We start from the raw sequence: 15417 nt of genomic DNA, 5'->3' as shown, positions 1-15417 counted from the left end.
TTCTTTTAAAAACCCTATCCAATAAGGATAGGGTTTTTTCGTTTATATCAAATACTAAACCTTTTTTAAATGAATTTTATAGTATTTTAATACTTGTATGATAAGTAATGTTATAAAGGTTAGTAATAGAATATAATTGATACTATTTTTAAAGAGGGTTATGTTATTTGCCAATTTAGTCAGTGCTTTTATGAATGTAATCATTCCTGCTAATGTGCCTATGAGTGTACTTATGAGGTAGAATATTTTATTGTATTTTTTTGTACTGATTAGATTATTGCTCATAAGGTATATACTCCAACCTGCCCAAAATGGTATTTGCATGAGGTTTAAACAGTTTAGGAGTAAACCATTTATATAGAAGTTATTGTTTATATAATTGGTAATGTTTCCTGTATTTTCTGTTTTCAGCGTTTGTATTGTAATGGTAATACTTAGTATGAACAGAAATAGTATTGAGAGTTGTTGAATTGTTTTTAGTAATTTTTTATTTTCTGAAATTTTTTCTGCGAATGTGAGTGTAAAATAGATTACTACTATTTCTGTTGTAATGATTCCCAAAAGAAAATAAATTAGTTTTGTTAATCCGTAATTACTGAATATTGTGTATCCTATTATATTGAGGTAGCCTAATGGTAATGAACCGATAAAGCTTATTGCAAATCCTATCATTACATTTTTTAGTACCTGCATGTGTTTTTAAAAATTGGTTATTTTATTGTTTTGCTGTAGTTGTAATTTTAGTTGTAGTACTCCGTCTTTAAAATCGAGATAGCTAGTACCTTTTTTTTTGTTTTGAAGGCTTATTTTGTACATATAATGGATGTGTCTTGCAATTTCTTTCCATGCAAAAAATATAGAATGCTTGGGGTCATATATATGTGTGGGTTCGCTTGCTGCTCCGTTTACTTCTATTATACTATAGTTTTTTCCTTCTTCCAGCTCTTGTATGGTATTATACATAAGGTCGATTCTTCCATAATGGAATCCTGAGATTTGTTTGCATATGTTGTTGATAACGATTTCTAGTTTTTCTGTTTTCATGCTGTCTGCATCTATAAACTTTGCGCCGCGCGCATGGTTTCCGTAAGGGACGAGATTTAATATTTTTCCTTTTTCAGGTATTTCAAATAGCTTATTTCCAAGTTCTGCTGTCAGGGCTTTTATTTGAAGTTTATAGCGTGGGTTTTGATTGAGTAATTTTATTATAGTTGAGTTTCCGTCTCCTGTTATTGTAAGGAATTCTTTTTTTACTATGCCTGTTATTTTTCCGTTTTCTTGGTTTGGAAAACGTACATAAAAAATACCAATTTCATTTTTTAGCGGAATAAATTCCTGAATGAGGTAATCGAAATTTGATTTTTGAATATATTTTTCAAGTTCCTGTTCATTATGTATTTTTTTTACGGCATTTCCTCTTAGTCCAATATCTGGTTTTGCTATAATGGGATATGAAAACTGATTTTGTTTTATTTCTTTTTGTACTATGTGTATAGCAGTGTTTTCTTTTATCAGTATTGTTTTTGGGTAGTGCTTTTGTGGTATTAGGTTATAGATTTCTTTTTTTGATTCCATAAAAAAACCTCCATTTTTAAAGGAAGGGTTGGAGGCATTAAAAAAGAATAGACTACCGCTGCGTAATGAGTAGTAAAGCCACTGAAATGCAATAGGTATGTAGATAATTTGATAGGGCCAGTATTCCCAATGGGTGGCTTTGTAGATGAATGACCGCATCATAATGTTACTACGGTTTTAGTTTTTTCAGAGCCGGATATCAGGTCTTTATAATATACATCTATTTTGTTTTTGTGAAATATAGCTTGGGTGATGCTTACTGTTTTAAGAATGCCGTGCCTGTTGATTACCAATCCGTTTTCTTTGTCATTCTCTTCCGTAAATTGATGAAATTGTAAAATACTCTTTTTATCAGCATTCTTTGTATTATTCAAAAATTCTGAAAACAGTTCTTTTCTTTTTTTCTGAACTTCTGCCGAATACAGGGTTGCAGAAGCCCATATATGGTTTTGTTCCGGGTTTAATTCTATTAGGTTTTTATTATTGCCATCCCAACGCATTTGATGTAGTTTGTTATTACTATATGATACTATTGTGAAGGGTTCTATGTTATCTAAACTTGCAGTATTCCAGTATTCAATAGGGGAGTCAGTGCTTATTATATCCAAAAGTATCAAGCCTCTGCTTTTGGCATAGGGAGGATTATGTGTATGTTTTTTATCAGCCCCGTTGAGCAATACGCCAATAGTATCATTTTCTTTTACGGCAAACCAAGTTCCGCCCGCTTTTGGATCGCGGGGGAAGATTATCTTATAGTTATTTACCATATAGGTTTGTGGCGGAAGCGCAATTCCCCGTGCTATTGTTTCGTCTCTGTTAGATGTTATAATAACTTTATCGCCGGTGTTTATAAAGCTTACTGTGCACATGTTTTTCTGTATTGAATTGTAGAGGGGGCTACTCCAAAATTTTCATTAACAAAGATGTTTCCAAGCTCATGCAGGGCAACTTTTATAAGTGCCTGGTGGTGTATGGCGTGTTCCATGTTATAGAGTAGCTCTCTGTTGTAGTTGCTTTTGGTTATTATGTTTTCTCCGCTTATGGCATGCTCTAAAATCAGTTCTTTGTCTTCTTTTTCAAAATTTTCTTTTATGTACTCTATCTTTTCTGTAGCATACAAAATGTTGGATTCAATATTTTTATTTCGTTCCCTGTTATCATAATTTATCATGGCGCAATCATATTTTTCCATAAGGCACAGATACATTTCTATAATATGCCTTACGTGTTGCCCTATGGTGGCTTGTGCCAGTGCATTTACGGGTTTTGAATATTCGGTATCTGAAAGACTTTGTAAGAGTACAAGCAGTTCGTCGAGATTATTTTTAACAGCAGATACCAGCATATTTTAAAAGGATTATTTGAGTAAATTAAAAAACTTATTTCTATTAATCACTACTATGGCAGCACACAAAACAAAAGTTACCACAGCGAGTATAAATAATGTACTACCATCATTTTTTACTTCTATACCTAATACAAAAAGGTGCGATGCAATAGCTCCAGCCATAACGCCTGCGCCTAAAAATGCACCCCAATGACTTTTTGACGGTATTAAAAGCAATATTGCCGCAACCAGTTCCATAACACCGCTACCTATCCTGCCATAAGGTTCTGCTCTTAATGTAGTAAAAATATAAACAGATTCTTCAGCCCCTGTAAATTTGAAAAACAGGGTTTGCAATAGTATTATTGCAGGAACAAGTCTTACTATCCAAATAACTGCTTTTTTCATTAGTTTATTATTTTTTTCCAGTTAGTATCTGCTTTTTTCTTTAGGGAGGTTTCATCATTATTCCAACTCTTTAAAGTGTTGGTGAAAAGTTTATTATAGAATAAATATAGCTTGCCATCAACAATTTTAAATGTTTCCGGATTTATTTCTACCTTTTCGCCATAATCCCCCATTGCAAAGGCACACCATCCTCCGTATTGAGGCATATAGTCGGCAGGATTTTGTTTAAATAAAGTTTTGTTGGTTTCCGAAGAGAAATAATAAACAGCACCATCATAGTTAAGTGCCAATTCTTTTTTGCCTTTAACAGGTTTTCCTGATTTAAAATAGGCTACAGGATCATATCCTTCTATGGCAAGTTTTTTTTCAAGATTGCGGTGTTCTGTTTTCTGAGCCATCGCACTTATGCTTACAAAAAGCAGCAATACGGTAATTACAATTTGTTTTTTCATGATATATAAATTTTATACACCAAAATTAACTTGTAGCGAATTACCTAATTGTCGGCTGCTTTACATTTACCTGTAAATCGTTATAATTTTGTAATATCGGTAATAATAATTTCTTTACGGCTGTATTGCAATACTCCTTTTTCTTCCATTTCATTAAGTAATTGGGTAGCTGTTTGACGCGATGTACATATTATTTGAGCAATATCATTTTGTGTAAGATAGTTTTCTAATATTGCCCTGTTATTTTCAATGACACCTTCTTTTTCAATCCATTCTTTAAGAAAAGTAATCATTCTCTTTTTAGCATCCTGAAAAACCAGATTGGAAAATTTGTTTTTAAAACGTTTCATTTTAAGCCCTACAAATTTCGTGTACGATAATGCTAAATCCGGATTTTTCAAAATCAGGTTTTCAAAATCAGACATCAGGAAACTGCATATCACCACCTCATCAGTAAGTGCTTTTGCATATTCGTTAGAAGGAAATTCGGTTTCGAGGGTTATTTCACCAAAAAGGTCGCCCTTCTGTATAATATCTTTTATACTCTCGTTGCCATCTTCATCAATTGCTACAATTTTTATAGCACCTTTTTTTAGCAGGTATATTCTGGGTATATCAGAATTTGAAAAATAAAGGACTTCGTGTTTTTTTACTTTTTTAAACCCTGTAACGATACATAGCTGTTTTATCTGGCTAAAACTTAGTGTGCGGAACAATTTGTGGTCGCGCAAATACCAGTATTTTAATTCGTCATACATAGATAGCTATATTGTTAGAGTGATAAGCGACAAGGGGCTATATAACAGCAACTTTCAAATATACCTCCAATATAATAATAATTTGTTATCACTATTGTTAATTAAACTACACAAAAGTTAGCATATTGTGTGCTAACACAATAATTATAATGACCTTATTATAATTATACTATAACAAATACCATTATTCATAACTATAAATTTTAGGTATAAATACCTATATATAGGTAGTAAATAATTTGATATTTATTATTTAATTAGCACATCTTAAAGTAATCAATTTATTTACAAATAAAATTGATTAATAAGCTGATTTACAAATAGTTTTTATTAATATATTTGCTCACTTAAAATTTGAATATTATGAGGTGTACATTACTTTTATTACTACTTTGTGCAGGGATGTATGCACAGGTATCGCACTATTCTTTTACAGAATCAAGTGGTACATATATTCCGGTTGCCGGAACAAACTCCACAGCTGTAGGTAATAATGGAAGTCAGGATGATATTCCCATTGGATTTGTATTTAATTACAGTAATGTAGATTATACTACATTCAGTATCAGTACAAGCGGTTTTATCAGATTAGGACAACCTGTTAATACTATTAGCACTGCAAACAAAAAAAACAGTTTGCGAGGTAATACAAGCCAGTTGCCTGTTATAGCCCCTTTTTGGGATGATAATAATAAGGGCGAAGGAACTATCAGATATGTTCTTACAGGGGCTGCCCCATACAGGGTACTTCATGTAGGCTGGAATGATATTCAAATTAATTCAGGTTCGGTAACCAACAATAATACCTCAGCATCTTTTAAATTAGCACTTTATGAGACTACTAACAAAATAGAGTTTGTATATGGTAATTTTACAGAGAACGAAAATGTTTTAATTTCTGCCTCTGTGGGTATTAGCGATGAAATTTCCTGTATGAGTGTAACTCCCGGCACCCCGTCACAGGCATCATCTACATCAGTTAACAATACAATTAGTGAAACCACTGCTTTGGAGGGTAAAAAATTTACTTTTACTCCATATTCAGCAACGTGTACAGGGATACCTGTAGTCAGTACTGTAACCCCAAATGAGATATATACATGTGTGGGCGAAAACCCTCTGCGTATAGTAGCTAAAATTACTACTGTTGGTGTAGCGGGAATTCGTTACCAATGGCAGGAATCTTCTGATTTAATTTCATGGACTAATCTTACAGGTATTCCAACCTGCACTTCCAGAGCACTCATACCGCCTCCGTTTGAGGGGGAAACGGTTTATTATAGATTAAAAGTTACATGTACAGCGTCAGGCAATGAGTCTTATTCTGAAATAGCGGAAATAAATGCAGCAGCCGTTCCGATAACTCAGGTCTCCAATGTTACTTACAGTCAACTTAATTATTCCACAGCACGAATCTCATGGAGAAACGGCTCAGGATACAGAAGATTAGTGATTTTAAGCGACATTCCTGAGATTATTGACCCTGAGAGCGGATTTGGAGTACCTGAAAACGTTGTTAATTCAGTTTATGCCGGTTCCGGTCAGCAGATAGTATATGATGGTACATCCAGAAGAGCAGATATTACAGGACTTGATTGTAACACTACCTATTACGTAAAAGTATATGAATTTCAGCGTTGCGGTGCAGATGGTGCATTTGATTATTACTATAACACATCGCCAAGTACCAACACTAAATCTTTTTCAACAGGTTCAAATGATAATGAGAGTGAATTGCCTTTGGTTAATAATTTTAGCCTTTTTAGGAGTACTAACTTGTATGCTGCCTATCCGGGTTGGTATGAATCTTCTGTTGTTACCGTTGCCGGCGAAGAGCCTGCAGCACAAAATCCTTTGGGAATAGTATCAAACTGGCGACGATCTGACTCTTTAAGTGTAAGTACTATTGCTACACGTGTAGGTTCGGCAACAACAAATGCCTGGTTTATTACTCCTAAAGTTTTCCTTTCTGATGATGCGGTAATGAAATTTAAAGTCGCGCTAACTGATTATAACAGCAGCAACAGCGACCCATTGGGCATAGCAGGTACCGATGATAAACTTAATGTATTGATTTCAACTGACGATTGCGGAGCTGTTTGGCATCCTCTATTTACATTCTCCAGCGATAATCTGGAATTGGATTACCTTACAAATACATTGAGTAACTTTGAAATGGACTTATCTGACTACACAGGGCAAACCGTGCAAATTGCATTTCAGGCAACTGATGGTCCTATAGATGATTTGCCGATATATGATTTTCATATAACTGATTTCTTAATTGAATTAACAGACCCGCCACTTGCTGTAGAAGAACCTGTATTCCAATCATTAAGTTATTACCCTAACCCTGTTATTAACACGCTTACCATAAAAAATGAAGAAGCAATAACAACAATACATTTTTATAATTTGATAGGGCAGGAGTTGTTTACTAAAGCTGCAAATACAGATGTTGTTACATTAGATTTATCAGATATGGCAGCAGGCATCTATATTGTAAAAGTAATAGCTAAAGATAAAGAGCAAAACTTTAAAATTATAAAGAAATAAAACCGGTTAGTTAGTATAAACAATAAAAAAATCCGCTTTAAGCGGATTTTTTTATTTTAGAAAAGAAGCGTTTATTCTTTAAAATCTACCGAAAGGGAATTTACACAATAACGTTGCCCTGTTTCTGTTGGTCCGTCGTCAAATACATGCCCTAAGTGGCTGCCACAGTTAGCACAAAGTATCTCTGTGCGCTGCATCCCGAAAGAGGTGTCTTTTACATATTCAACTTTACCGGGCAGCGCATTATCAAACGATGGCCAGCCACATCCTGATTTAAATTTTGAATCGCTTGCAAAAAGCGGTTCGTCACAAGCCCCGCAAGTATAAGTACCACTTTCAAAATGCAGGTTATATTCCCCCGAGTGTGGAAATTCGGTTCCCTTTTGGCGTAGTATCCTATAACGTTCAGCACCTAATTGCGCTTTCCATTCTGCTTCTGTTTTTTCAATATTATAACTTTTCATAAGTATCTCCTTATTTTTTTGCGGGTATAAATTTAATTGATACAGAGTTAGTACAAAAACGATCGCCCGTAGTTTCTTTAGGGCCATCATCAAATACATGACCCAAATGTCCACCGCAGTTTGCACACATTACCTCAGTACGATCCATACCATAACTGGTATCGTGTTCATATACTACAGAACCTTCTATAGCCTGGTCAAATGATGGCCACCCGCAATGAGAATCAAATTTTGTATCTGATTTAAATAGTGGATTACTACAAGCGGCACATACATACACACCGTCTTCAAAAAAATCGTTATACTCACCCGTATGCGGGCGTTCAGTAGCTTTATTGCGTAACACATCATACTGTTCCGATGTAAGTTCTGCCTGCCATTCCGCCTCAGTTTTTTTTACTTTAAATTTACTGTTTTCATCCATTTTGGTTTGCCCTATTTCAGGTTTAACCTCATCTTTGGCATCATTCTTCCCCTGTCCTTTACACGCTGTTAAGGAAAGCAACACTATTAACATCAATACTTTTTTCATGGCTATAAAAATTTTGTTATTTCGTTAATGACTTTTACATCTCCAAGAATTTTGCGGTGTCCAAGCCCTTCGGTTATTATCAGCTCTGCATTTGCCAAATGTTCGTGTATGTGGTGCGCAGCAGTAAAAGGCACATCTTCGTCATCCCTGTCATGAATAACCAGTACAGGAACGTTTACCTCTTTTGCAGCTATATACGCAGAATAGCTATTGATAGTTGTACCGAATTTCTTTTCGAATAATTTTATCATTGCTTTGCAAGTTGCAATATTCAGGCCTAATTTATCCGTAAAATCGTTCATAATATCTTCTATAATATCGCCACTACCAATGGTAACAGCTTTTTTTACTGTAAGCCCTTGCTTTATAGCATTCAGTACCGCCATAGCTCCCAGCGAATGCCCTATTGCATATTCAAACGGGCCGTATTTTTTATCAAGCTCATGGATGCAGGTAATAAACTCAGTCATGTCGCTGGTTTTACCTGTCGATTTTCCGTGAGCGGGTGCATCAAAGCTAATAGTGCTATAACCTTTTTTTACCAAAGCATCAGCTATAGACCAAAGCTGTGTGCCGCGTCCGCTCCAGCCATGTACCAGTAATACTTTTTTACTACTCTCTCCCAAATGATATACTCTTATTTTTTTATGTAAAGATGCTATAGTAATATACTCCTGTTTACTATCCCTTTCCATAGCTTCTTCTTTTTTGGGGAGCTTAAATTTCATAGGAGTAACAAAAAGCTTCATGGCATACCTGGCTGCCATTGTAGGGGATAAAGTTTGTAAAATTTTACCACTTACTATAATTGATTTGGGCACAAGTGTTGGTTGATGCAGAGGTTTATTTTTTTTAGCCATTGTATAGGTTTTAATAAAAGATGAAGTTACTGGTTTTTTCTTATTTTTGAGCGTGATAACAACTTTTTAACCTTCAAGACTATGAGGTCTGTTGATAATTATTTTCTTACGAAAGAAGAGCCCGTAAAAGGTTGTTTACTTTTTTTAAGAAACCATATAGTAAATTTTGACAAAGCTATTACAGAGGAATTAAAATACGGTATGCCCTTTTATTTGTATAACGGAAAAATGTGCTGCTACCTTTGGGTACATAAAAAGCATGGTTTCCCATACTTAGGTATTGTAGAAGGCAATAAAGTTATTCATAACAGGCTGTTAGTTGAAAAGCGTGCCAGAATGAAAATATTACTAATAAATCCTGAAGAAGATATTGATGTCGAAGCCATTAATGATGTTTTAAATCAAATGACAGCCTTATATAAGTCAAATTCTTAAATTTAATATACAACATTTACAATTTAATTGGCTTCATTTTGGAATTGCATGTAGAATGAATTTAGTAATTTTGAGTAAAATTTAACGCAAACCATCTTATGAATAAAAGTGTATTTACCCTTTCGTGCCTGTTATTTTTATTAATAATGGCTTGTACTACAAATCCCTTTACGGGGAGTAAAGACCTTAATTTTGTTTCTAACAGCGAATTGTTTCCTACTGCATTTCAGCAATACGACCAGTTTTTAAACGAAAACAAAGTAATTAAAGGTACTTCGCAGTCGGCTATGGTGGTAAGTGTAGGACAGAAAATAAAAAACGCTGCCGAGAAATACCTTAATGCCAAAGGTTATAAAGGATATCTTGACGGGTATGCGTGGGAATATAACTTGGTTGATGACCCTGCTGTAAATGCATGGTGTATGCCCGGAGGTAAAATTGTGGTATATACAGGTATATTACCCATTACGCAAAACGAAGCCGGTCTTGCTACCGTTATGGGGCATGAGGTAGCCCATGCGCTTGCCAATCATGGGGCACAGCGAATGAGTGCGGGCACACTACAACAACTTGGCGCAGCAGGCGTTTCCGCAGCAACATCAGGGCAAAGTCAAACAGCACAACAACTATATCAGCAGGCATATGGCGTTACTACCCAATATGGGGCTATGCTCCCTTTTAGCAGAAAGCATGAAAATGAGGCTGACGAGATAGGGCTTATCCTGATGGCGATTGCGGGTTACAACCCCGATCAGGCAATAGCGTTTTGGCAACGCATGGATGCCAACTCAGGAGGAAGTGCGCCGCCGGAATTTTTAAGCACCCACCCGTCAAGCAACACAAGGATAAATAACATCAAAAGCCTGATACCTACTGCAAAAGCCGAAGCGGCTAAATTTGGAGTGAAATTTTAAATTTAAGTTTACTTTTTTAAGCTGAGTTTTACTTTTAAGAATTATACATATATTAGCTGCTCTGTAATAGGGCAGCTTTTTTTATTTAAACCAAACCACTATGCCACAATTAGAAAAAGGAAGTAAAAAACTCCTTAATGCATGGGCTTTTTACGATTGGGCCAACTCTGTATATAGCCTTGTAATAGCAACAGCGGTGTTTCCTATATTTTATACAGAACTTTTTCCGGAGGGGCAAACGCACATTGCTATTTTAGGCACATCTGTAAAAAGCACGGCTCTTATAAGTTTTGTTACGGCTTTTGCTTTTTTACTTGTCGCATTTATATCACCTTTACTTTCGGGTATTGCCGATTATTCAGGCAATAAAAAAATATTCTTAAAACTGTTTTGCTATCTGGGGGCGTTATCATGTATTGGTTTATATTGGTTTAGTCTCGAAAATATTTACTGGAGTTTGGTATGCTACTTTTTCGGACTGGTTGGTTTTTGGGGTAGTTTGGTTTTTTATAATTCCTATCTGCCGGATATTGCTTTCCCCGACCAACAGGATAGGATTAGTGCCAAAGGATACTCGTTAGGATATATAGGCAGTGTTTTACTTCTCATTTTCAATTTGGCGATGGTAATGTTTCCCGGTTCTTTCGGATTAAAAGAAATTGAAGGTTTAGAGCACCCTTCTGTACGCGCTATGCGTATTTCCTTTGTATCCGTAGGGGTATGGTGGATACTTTTTAGCCAATACACTTATTATTACCTGCCAAAAGGAACAAGAAAAAATAAAGTAACTCATCATGTATTGCTTAACGGCTTTAAGGAGTTGAGAAAGGTGTGGGGCGAGTTGAAACTTAACCTTACATTAAAGCGTTATTTAGGTGCTTTTTTTGTTTACAGTATGGCAGTACAAACCGTTATGCTGGTAGCCACTTATTTTGGAGCAGAAGAAATTGCGTGGGGCGAAGGCGAAAAACAAACAGGACTCATAGTAAGTATATTATTAATACAACTGGTTGCAGTAGCCGGAGCAGTCGCTACTTCACGGCTATCAGAAAAATACGGAAATATAAAAACACTTATAGGTATTAATATTATCTGGGCTATAATATGTATTTGTGCCTTTTTTCTAACACTGCCTATACATTTTTATATTACAGCCGGTTTTGTGGGACTTGTTATGGGAGGCATACAGTCGCTCTCTCGCTCTACCTATTCTAAGTTTTTACCCGAAACAAAAGATACAGCTTCATTTTTCAGTTTTTATGATGTAACCGAAAAAATAGGTATTGTTATCGGGATGTTGTTATATGGCGCAATAGACCAGATATTTGGCAGTATGCGTTATTCAATAGTATTTCTCACGCTATTTTTCATTATTGGTATTTTCCTTTTAAGAAGAGTGTTAAAAAAGTCTTAGAGTTTAAATTTATTCTATTATATTTGGGAACTGAAAATATATTATGAAGGTTATGAAAAGAATTAAAAATTTATCAACATTATTACTACTAATAGTAACATTTGGGTTTGTATCGTGTGATACGGAGCCGGTAGATCCTGTATTTTTAGATTATGAACCGGAAGTAGAAGATCCGGCTTCGTTTGAGGTTAATATTGATGGAGAACTTTTTGTTGCAGCTGCTTCAAGCGCAGCTATTGGCGATGGCTTGATTGCGATACAGGGAATAGGAAGCGACGGCGAGTCTGTAAGTATTGTTTTAGAAGGTACAACTGCAAGTAACGGTACATATGCCCCGGAAGATGTTTTAATGATTTATCAGCCTTCTGAAAATGCTGATGACTATGGTTTTATTAACTTCAACTCAGAAATTGTAGGTGGAGGAGAAGTACCTGAAGATATTTATTATGGAGCTTTTACCATAACAAATATTGATACGGTTAATAAAACTATTTCAGGAACATTTAGCTTTACAGGATATTGGAGTAATCCGGAGGACGAAATAGAACCTGTGGAACTTACTAATGGAGTATTTATTAATGTGCCATATATAGATAGTGATATTGATCCTGACCCGGAAGAGGAAGAAGATTATATTATAGCTGATATAAATGGTGTTGAAACAGATTTTACAATAGCAGTTGCAGCATCATCAGGTAATTTTTTAACAATAAGCGGTCAAAACGTAGCCCCTCCCAAGCAGATACAATTATTGATGGATGCTGATATAGAAGAAGGTACATATGATATTACTGAAGATGGAGGATTTGGTAATGGAGTAACCGGACTGTATTCTGAAGGCTTGGTTCTATACGTTGTTACATCAGGACAATTAACTATTATCAGCAATGATGGCGAATCGATAAAAGGAGTTTTTGAGTTTGCAGCCTATAATTCGGATGACGAAAGTGACATCATAGAGGTTACTAATGGAGAATTTGAAATGTTGTTACCATAATAAAATATTTTATAAGAGATAAAAAATCCGCTAAATTGGCGGATTTTTTTATTGGCATAATGATTGTCTGATACTATCAGTAAAAATACAGTAAAGGTTTCTTCTTTACTGATATATAGGTATATAATTAAAGCATCGGTCAGATGTTTTCGTGTTGCCTTATAAATGTTTAATGACAAAATGACTTTAAATTAAGATGTCTGATCAAAAAATAATAAATATTGACAGTCTGTCACTTCAGGAGTTAGATTCTGATGCGGAATTAATTCCGTTAATGACACCCGAAGATGAAGAGGAAATGAATAACGAGGTACTGCCCGAAGCATTACCCATACTCCCGTTACGTAATATGGTGTTGTTTCCCGGTGTGGTAATCCCAATTACGGCAGGCAGGGATAAATCGATAAAACTAATAAACGATGCTAATGCAGGCGGTAAAATAATAGGCGTAGTGGCTCAAAAAGACGAAAGTGTTGAAGAGCCTACAGCAGCCGATATAAACACCGTAGGTACCGTAGCACGCATATTGCGAGTACTCAAAATGCCCGATGGTAATACTACCGTTATTATTCAGGGTAAAAAACGTTTTGAGATAGATACCGTAACTACAGAGCAACCCTACCTTATGGCTACTATTAAGGAGGTTAATGAAACACGACCTGAAAAAACCGATGTAGAGTTTAGCACCATAATAGAGTCTATAAAAGACTTAGCAATACAAATTATAAAAGAAAGCCCTAATATTCCTACCGAGGCTACTTTTGCGATTAAAAATATAGAGAGCGAATCGTTTTTAGTCAACTTTGTTTCATCGAACATGAACCTTACAGTGGCAGAGAAACAAGGTTTGCTTGTAAAAAGCGACCTCAAAGCCCGTGCACTGGAAACATTGCGCTATATGAACCTTGAGCTGCAAAAACTGGAACTCAAGAACGATATACAAAGCAAGGTTCGTTTTGACCTCGACCAACAGCAGCGCGAGTACTTTTTGCATCAGCAAATGAAAACTATTCAGGAAGAACTCGGCGGGGTGTCTCACGACCAGGAGATTGAAGAAATGCGTAAAAAAGGCAAGGGCAAAAAATGGAATGATAAAACAAAAACCCATTTTGAAAAAGAACTTGCTAAATTACAACGAATGAATCCGCAGGTGGCAGAATATGCTACACAGCGTAATTATTTAGAGTTAATGCTCGACTTGCCCTGGGGTACTTTTTCAAAAGATAAATTCGACCTTAAGCGTGCCGAAAAAATACTGCACAGAGATCATTATGGTCTGGACGATGTTAAACGTCGTATTATAGAATACCTTGCTGTATTAAAGTTACGTAATGATATGAAATCGCCTATACTTTGTCTTTACGGACCTCCGGGTGTGGGTAAAACCTCAATTGGTAAATCAGTTGCCGAAGCATTGGGCAGAGAGTACATTCGCATATCGCTGGGAGGACTTCGTGATGAGGCAGAAATAAGAGGACACAGAAAAACCTATATTGGCGCTATGCCGGGAAGGATTATACAAAGCATTAAAAAGGCAGGTACATCAAACCCTGTTTTTGTACTGGATGAAATTGATAAACTTTCTATCAGTAATAGCGGAGATCCGTCATCGGCATTACTTGAAGTGTTGGATCCTGAACAAAACTCCGAGTTTTACGATAACTTCCTTGAGCTTGGTTTCGACCTTTCCAAAGTCATGTTTATCGCTACGTCCAACAACATGGCAAACATACAGCCTGCGCTGCGCGACAGGATGGAGATTATTAATATGACCGGCTATACTATAGAAGAAAAAGTAGAAATAGCTAAAAGACATTTATTGCCAAAGCAAATTAAAGAGCATGGGCTTACACCAAAAGATGTAATTATTGGTAAAAGACAACTCGAAAAAATAAGTATAGGTTATACGCGCGAGTCGGGTGTACGCGGGTTTGAAAAACAAATTGCCAAAATGATACGCTACATTGCAAAATCAATAGCAATGGAAGAAGAGTATAACGTTAAAGTTACTGATGAAGATATTATTAAAGTACTCGGCGCACCCAAAATGGAACGCGACAAGTATGAAAACAATGATGTTGCAGGAGTAGTAACCGGACTGGCATGGACAAGCGTGGGCGGTGATATTCTTTTTATAGAGTCGATACTCTCTAAAGGTAAAGGTAATATGACCATGACAGGTAACCTGGGTACGGTAATGAAAGAATCGGCAACCATTGCCCTCGAGTATATTAAAGCTAATGCGGAATCCCTGGGCATAAGCCCTGAAGTAATAACAAGTTACAACGTACATATACACGTGCCGGAAGGGGCAACCCCTAAAGATGGTCCCAGCGCCGGTGTTGCCATGCTTACCTCGTTAGTATCATCATTCACCCAAAAAAGGATTAAAAAACAGTTAGCCATGACGGGTGAAATTACCCTTAGAGGTAAAGTACTTCCTGTGGGTGGTATTAAAGAAAAAATACTTGCTGCCAAGCGTGCTAATATTAAAGAGATAATATTGTGTGAGGACAACAAACGCGATATTGATGAAATTAAAGAAGAATACCTGCAAGGGCTTACCTTTCATTACGTGAAAGAAATGAGCGAAGTAATAAAATATGCCATAACCAATCAGGCAGTAAAAAATGCTAAAACACTATAAAGTGTTCATATGATATAGCATATACACAAACGGCTAAAATTTATTAGCCGTTTTTTTATATAAAAATAATATCTTCGC

The 15417-nt window shown here is 35.9% G+C and carries 16 protein-coding genes; 6 read left to right on the top strand and 10 right to left on the bottom strand.

What is annotated here, in order from left to right:
• Positions 1-54: 54 nt before the first annotated feature.
• From E0W68_RS11375 to E0W68_RS11345, 7 genes are all read right to left on the bottom strand, one after another.
• Positions 55-672: a hypothetical protein gene (locus tag E0W68_RS11375; protein ID WP_135219554.1), complete on the bottom strand. Its 618-nt coding sequence runs from the start codon at positions 670-672 to the stop codon at positions 55-57.
• Positions 673-699: 27 nt separating this feature from the next.
• Positions 700-1737 (bottom strand): D-alanine--D-alanine ligase, encoded by a 1038-nt coding sequence (locus E0W68_RS11370; RefSeq protein WP_317128304.1) that lies wholly within the window; start codon positions 1735-1737, stop codon positions 700-702.
• Positions 1734-2444 carry an NRDE family protein gene (locus tag E0W68_RS11365; RefSeq protein ID WP_135219553.1) on the bottom strand — a complete coding sequence of 237 codons (711 nt, stop codon included), beginning with the start codon at positions 2442-2444 and terminating at the stop codon, positions 1734-1736. Before E0W68_RS11365 ends, E0W68_RS11370 begins: the two co-directional genes overlap by 4 nt.
• Positions 2432-2920 (bottom strand): DinB family protein, encoded by a 489-nt coding sequence (locus E0W68_RS11360; RefSeq protein ID WP_135219552.1) that lies wholly within the window; start codon positions 2918-2920, stop codon positions 2432-2434. Before E0W68_RS11360 ends, E0W68_RS11365 begins: the two co-directional genes overlap by 13 nt.
• Before the next feature lie 12 nt (positions 2921-2932).
• Positions 2933-3310 (bottom strand): DoxX family protein, encoded by a 378-nt coding sequence (locus E0W68_RS11355; protein WP_135219551.1) that lies wholly within the window; start codon positions 3308-3310, stop codon positions 2933-2935.
• Positions 3310-3762, bottom strand: a complete 453-nt coding sequence (locus E0W68_RS11350; RefSeq protein WP_135219550.1) for a YHS domain-containing (seleno)protein — start codon at positions 3760-3762, stop codon at positions 3310-3312. Before E0W68_RS11350 ends, E0W68_RS11355 begins: the two co-directional genes overlap by 1 nt.
• Before the next feature lie 80 nt (positions 3763-3842).
• Positions 3843-4520 carry a Crp/Fnr family transcriptional regulator gene (locus tag E0W68_RS11345; protein ID WP_135219549.1) on the bottom strand — a complete coding sequence of 226 codons (678 nt, stop codon included), beginning with the start codon at positions 4518-4520 and terminating at the stop codon, positions 3843-3845.
• A 363-nt stretch (positions 4521-4883) separates the two neighbouring features.
• Here E0W68_RS11345 and E0W68_RS11340 point away from each other — a divergent pair, with 363 nt between their 5' ends.
• Positions 4884-7076, top strand: coding sequence for a T9SS-dependent choice-of-anchor J family protein (locus tag E0W68_RS11340; RefSeq protein ID WP_135219548.1), 2193 nt, complete (start codon positions 4884-4886; stop codon positions 7074-7076).
• 71 nt (positions 7077-7147) lie between these two features.
• Here the strand turns inward: E0W68_RS11340 and msrB (E0W68_RS11335) are convergent, their stop codons facing one another.
• Genes msrB (E0W68_RS11335) through E0W68_RS11325 form a run of 3 tightly spaced genes read right to left on the bottom strand, consistent with a single transcriptional unit; the run spans position 7148 to position 8932 of the window.
• The gene (msrB, locus tag E0W68_RS11335; protein WP_135219547.1) at positions 7148-7540 is read right to left on the bottom strand and encodes a peptide-methionine (R)-S-oxide reductase MsrB; all 393 of its coding nucleotides are present in this window, start codon (positions 7538-7540) and stop codon (positions 7148-7150) included.
• 10 nt (positions 7541-7550) lie between these two features.
• A complete protein-coding gene (msrB, locus tag E0W68_RS11330) occupies positions 7551-8072 on the bottom strand; it encodes a peptide-methionine (R)-S-oxide reductase MsrB (RefSeq protein WP_135219546.1) in 522 nt (173 codons plus the stop codon).
• A gap of 2 nt (positions 8073-8074) precedes the next feature.
• Positions 8075-8932 carry an alpha/beta fold hydrolase gene (locus tag E0W68_RS11325; RefSeq protein ID WP_135219545.1) on the bottom strand — a complete coding sequence of 286 codons (858 nt, stop codon included), beginning with the start codon at positions 8930-8932 and terminating at the stop codon, positions 8075-8077.
• Between the two features lie 81 nt (positions 8933-9013).
• Between E0W68_RS11325 and E0W68_RS11320 the strand changes: the two genes are divergently transcribed.
• From E0W68_RS11320 to lon, 5 genes are all read left to right on the top strand, one after another.
• Positions 9014-9367, top strand: a complete 354-nt coding sequence (locus E0W68_RS11320) for a DUF1801 domain-containing protein (protein WP_135219544.1) — start codon at positions 9014-9016, stop codon at positions 9365-9367.
• 98 nt (positions 9368-9465) lie between these two features.
• A complete protein-coding gene (locus tag E0W68_RS11315) occupies positions 9466-10281 on the top strand; it encodes a M48 family metallopeptidase (RefSeq protein ID WP_135219543.1) in 816 nt (271 codons plus the stop codon).
• A 100-nt stretch (positions 10282-10381) separates the two neighbouring features.
• Positions 10382-11695: an MFS transporter gene (locus tag E0W68_RS11310; protein WP_135219542.1), complete on the top strand. Its 1314-nt coding sequence runs from the start codon at positions 10382-10384 to the stop codon at positions 11693-11695.
• Positions 11696-11747: 52 nt separating this feature from the next.
• On the top strand, positions 11748-12692 hold the full coding sequence (locus E0W68_RS11305; RefSeq protein ID WP_135219541.1) for a DUF6252 family protein: 945 nt from the start codon (positions 11748-11750) through the stop codon (positions 12690-12692).
• A 196-nt stretch (positions 12693-12888) separates the two neighbouring features.
• The gene (gene lon / locus E0W68_RS11300) at positions 12889-15339 is read left to right on the top strand and encodes an endopeptidase La (protein WP_135219540.1); all 2451 of its coding nucleotides are present in this window, start codon (positions 12889-12891) and stop codon (positions 15337-15339) included.
• Positions 15340-15417: the final 78 nt, after the last annotated feature.

Origin of the sequence: Flavobacterium salilacus subsp. salilacus, from assembly GCF_004634195.1 — a bacterium.
GTDB lineage: Bacteria > Bacteroidota > Bacteroidia > Flavobacteriales > Flavobacteriaceae > Flavobacterium > Flavobacterium salilacus.
Note: the sequence above shows the minus strand (reverse complement) of the source record. Positions and strands in the feature narration are given on the sequence as shown.

What these genes read in the sequence shown, in the direction of transcription:
- msrB (WP_135219546.1), bottom strand. Translation starts at nt 8,072, where the DNA reads ATGAAAAAAGTATTGATGTTAATAGTGTTGCTTTCCTTAACAGCGTGT.
- E0W68_RS11350 (WP_135219550.1), bottom strand. Translation starts at nt 3,762, where the DNA reads ATGAAAAAACAAATTGTAATTACCGTATTGCTGCTTTTTGTAAGCATA.
- E0W68_RS11360 (WP_135219552.1), bottom strand. Translation starts at nt 2,920, where the DNA reads ATGCTGGTATCTGCTGTTAAAAATAATCTCGACGAACTGCTTGTACTC.
- E0W68_RS11370 (WP_317128304.1), bottom strand. Translation starts at nt 1,737, where the DNA reads ATGATGCGGTCATTCATCTACAAAGCCACCCATTGGGAATACTGGCCC.
- E0W68_RS11305 (WP_135219541.1), top strand. Translation starts at nt 11,748, where the DNA reads ATGAAAAGAATTAAAAATTTATCAACATTATTACTACTAATAGTAACA.
- E0W68_RS11365 (WP_135219553.1), bottom strand. Translation starts at nt 2,444, where the DNA reads ATGTGCACAGTAAGCTTTATAAACACCGGCGATAAAGTTATTATAACA.
- E0W68_RS11375 (WP_135219554.1), bottom strand. Translation starts at nt 672, where the DNA reads ATGATAGGATTTGCAATAAGCTTTATCGGTTCATTACCATTAGGCTAC.
- msrB (WP_135219547.1), bottom strand. Translation starts at nt 7,540, where the DNA reads ATGAAAAGTTATAATATTGAAAAAACAGAAGCAGAATGGAAAGCGCAA.
- lon (WP_135219540.1), top strand. Translation starts at nt 12,889, where the DNA reads ATGTCTGATCAAAAAATAATAAATATTGACAGTCTGTCACTTCAGGAG.
- E0W68_RS11320 (WP_135219544.1), top strand. Translation starts at nt 9,014, where the DNA reads ATGAGGTCTGTTGATAATTATTTTCTTACGAAAGAAGAGCCCGTAAAA.
- E0W68_RS11355 (WP_135219551.1), bottom strand. Translation starts at nt 3,310, where the DNA reads ATGAAAAAAGCAGTTATTTGGATAGTAAGACTTGTTCCTGCAATAATA.
- E0W68_RS11315 (WP_135219543.1), top strand. Translation starts at nt 9,466, where the DNA reads ATGAATAAAAGTGTATTTACCCTTTCGTGCCTGTTATTTTTATTAATA.
- E0W68_RS11325 (WP_135219545.1), bottom strand. Translation starts at nt 8,932, where the DNA reads ATGGCTAAAAAAAATAAACCTCTGCATCAACCAACACTTGTGCCCAAA.
- E0W68_RS11310 (WP_135219542.1), top strand. Translation starts at nt 10,382, where the DNA reads ATGCCACAATTAGAAAAAGGAAGTAAAAAACTCCTTAATGCATGGGCT.
- E0W68_RS11340 (WP_135219548.1), top strand. Translation starts at nt 4,884, where the DNA reads ATGAGGTGTACATTACTTTTATTACTACTTTGTGCAGGGATGTATGCA.
- E0W68_RS11345 (WP_135219549.1), bottom strand. Translation starts at nt 4,520, where the DNA reads ATGTATGACGAATTAAAATACTGGTATTTGCGCGACCACAAATTGTTC.